Source organism: Moorena sp. SIO3I6 (genome assembly GCF_010672095.1).
Genome location: NZ_JAAHHU010000648.1, coordinates 1 through 2,525 on the forward strand (window position 1 = coordinate 1; position 2,525 = coordinate 2,525).

The window sequence follows — 2,525 nt, forward strand, 5'->3', positions numbered from 1 at the left end:
GTTAACCCACAAACAAAAAGAGACGGGGGGAGTCTGGGGCAAAGTGGGCGTTGCTATGATGCGACGATGTACCGTCAATTGAGTCTGATGGCTTGGTTTCTGATTAAATATGGCAAACCGCTATATAAATTCACCCCAGAAGATTACCATACTGTTAATACCCGTTTAAGTCTGGTAAATCGTACTGCAATCTTGCCAGATAATGAAGACCACGGCCTCCCTTATGACGTTCAACTCCATTCTGATCTCTTTATCCCCCCTTTGGGAATGCTAGCCTCTGAAGATTGTTTAACTATTTAGTATTATTTAGCATTCCAAAGAGCTTAGAGCACAAGTGTTGAATTCAGTAATAAACGTTACTCAAAATCACTGATATCTGTCTACCGTTGTTGTTAAGCGACTGCATCAAGACACAGAGCAGGAATTACGATAAACATCTACTTCTGGGCACTTGTCAGGCAAAAGGCTTGCATAAACAAGAATCCAAAACTACTTCTGCCCGATTCCCGATTCCCGATTCCCGATTCCCGATTCCCGATTCCCGATTCCCGACTCCCGATCCCTGATTCCCGATTCCCGATTCCCTGCTCCCTGCCTAAATTTGATAATAATCCTTGACCAATCGGTTTAGGTTGTGTTAGTTTTAATTCGTGGTCATCAATAAAACAGGTTTCCAATGACTCGCGGTCCCCAAAAGCAATTCGATCCTGAAGTCGCCTTAACCAAGGCTATGGAAGTGTTTTGGGCCCATGGCTATGAAGCTGCCAGCCTATCGGAGTTGCTGAAAACTATGGGGATTGGCAAAAAAAGCTTGTATGACACCTTTGGTAACAAGCAATCGCTATTCCTCAAAGCGTTAGAGCACTATGCTCAGACAACGATTCGGGACATGCGCGATCGCTTATCTGCGGATGGCTCGCCTTTGGGAAACCTGACCCAATTGCTTCTGGAATTGCAGGAGATGCACAGTCAACCAGGTAGCTGTGGCTGTATGCTCGGCACCAATATTGCTGATTTCAATACAGAGGATGAAGCAGTGGCCAAAGTCATGCGGGGGTATCTGCGGCAGGTAGAAGACGTGTTCTGTGCTACCATTACCCGTGCCCAAGTTGCGGGAGAAGTCAATTCTACCGTAAATCCCCGGGATCTGGCTCGTTTACTGTTGTGTACAACGCAGGGTATGGCCTTGCTGGGTCGGGTGATGAATGATGACACCACACTAGAGGGAACGGTGCAAGCGGCATTGTGCTTTCTCAAGGGTAACTAATTTTTTTTGGCCTAACTTATACCGAATGGTCAATGTTTTGATATTTGATTTGAGGTATTACTATGACACGCTTAGCAAATAAGACTGCAGTAATCACTGGTGGCTCTACCGGAATTGGCTTTGAAACCGCAAAGCAGTTTATCGCCCAAGGGGCACGGGTGATTATTACCGGACAAAAAGAAACGCGACTGAATGCAGCAGCAGATGCTTTGGGGGAAAATGCTATCCCTGTTAAAGCTGATGTGCGTTCGCTTGCGGATCTAGATCATCTGGCTGCCCAAGTAGAAGCGACTTTTGGCAAACTCGATATCCTATTTGCCAATGCTGGGATTGGTTACTTTGCTCCGATCGAACAGGTGGATGAAGCTTTCTACGATAACCAATTCGACATCAATGTTAAAGGAGTCTTTTTAACCAAAAAATTTGGGTCTGTTCGCGTAGCGTCGGCTTTGCCGAAGCCCCGTCCTTCTAGGACGGCTTTTTCTGATTATTTATGTACTCTTTTAGTACCTCAATAGAAGCTCCTCCCACAGAAGCAGTAAAATAGCTAGAACTCCACAATGCCGTTTTCCCATTAGGTTTTGGATAGCCATTCTCTCCGTATCTCCGACTAGACAATCCTTTGAGACTGTTAACTATCTGAGAAATTGATAATTTTGGAGGGTATTCTTTCGCGTAGCGTGAGCAAAGCTCAATCATAATGTGTACATGGTCAGCCTCTCCATTAAACTCTCTAATTTCAAAATTCATCTTTTTGGCCACCTCTCTGAACGAGTTTTCGATAGACCTAAGGCTTGTCAAGGTCAATATTTTTTGACGATACTTGGTTACACATATCAGGTGCATCTGTAAATTTGTAATACTGTGTCTTTCTTTTCGGAATCCCATTGCCAAATCCTGTAGACTACAATATAATCATAGTAGAGACCAATCTATTAAAAGCAATTGAAAGCCAGATACCAGTATCGTTTTTATCCCACTGACCAACAAAAGAGCGACCTCGCCAGGTTGTTCGGTTGTGTTCGCGTTGTGTGGAACGATGCCCTGGCTATTTGCAAAAAATCTCAGAAAACTCCTAAGTCAGGGGAATTGCAGAAGTTGGTTATTACTCAGGCCAAAAAGACCGAAGAAAGAAAGTGGTTATCTGAGGTTTCTGTAGTTCCATTGCAGCAGTCTGTAGCTGATCTAGGAACTGCTTATAAAAACTTTTTCGATTCCTGTAATGGGAGGAGAAAAGGCCGAAAAGTTAGACCGCAAA

Annotated in this window: 5 protein-coding genes; 4 read left to right on the plus strand and 1 reads right to left on the minus strand. The window is 44.2% G+C overall.

The features are described 5' to 3' along the window. The 3 genes from F6K49_RS40825 to F6K49_RS40835 all read left to right on the plus strand — a co-directional run. The coding region (locus F6K49_RS40825; protein WP_293106667.1) for a hypothetical protein at positions 1–300 on the plus strand (300 nt) is incomplete at its 5' end. 376 nt (positions 301–676) lie between these two features. Then, positions 677–1,267, plus strand: coding sequence for a TetR/AcrR family transcriptional regulator (locus F6K49_RS40830; protein WP_293087037.1), 591 nt, complete (start codon positions 677–679; stop codon positions 1,265–1,267). 62 nt (positions 1,268–1,329) lie between these two features. Then, positions 1,330–1,785 (plus strand): SDR family NAD(P)-dependent oxidoreductase, encoded by a 456-nt coding sequence (locus F6K49_RS40835; protein ID WP_293106674.1) that lies wholly within the window; start codon positions 1,330–1,332, stop codon positions 1,783–1,785. On the opposite strand, the gene tnpA is transcribed toward F6K49_RS40835, so the two are convergent. Next, complete coding sequence (tnpA, locus tag F6K49_RS40840) at positions 1,736–2,161, minus strand: IS200/IS605 family transposase (RefSeq protein ID WP_293106678.1); 426 nt, start codon at positions 2,159–2,161, stop codon at positions 1,736–1,738. The two genes, F6K49_RS40835 and tnpA, sit on opposite strands and share 50 nt — an antisense overlap. Before the next feature lie 51 nt (positions 2,162–2,212). On the opposite strand from tnpA, the gene F6K49_RS40845 reads away from it, so the two are divergent. Beyond that, positions 2,213–2,525: transposase (locus F6K49_RS40845; RefSeq protein WP_293106681.1), on the plus strand; the 313-nt coding region annotated here is incomplete at its 3' end.

Excerpts from the sequence above, each read along its gene's own strand:
- F6K49_RS40830 (WP_293087037.1), top strand. The coding sequence starts at position 677 with ATGACTCGCGGTCCCCAAAAGCAATTCGATCCTGAAGTCGCCTTAACC.
- F6K49_RS40835 (WP_293106674.1), top strand. The coding sequence starts at position 1,330 with ATGACACGCTTAGCAAATAAGACTGCAGTAATCACTGGTGGCTCTACC.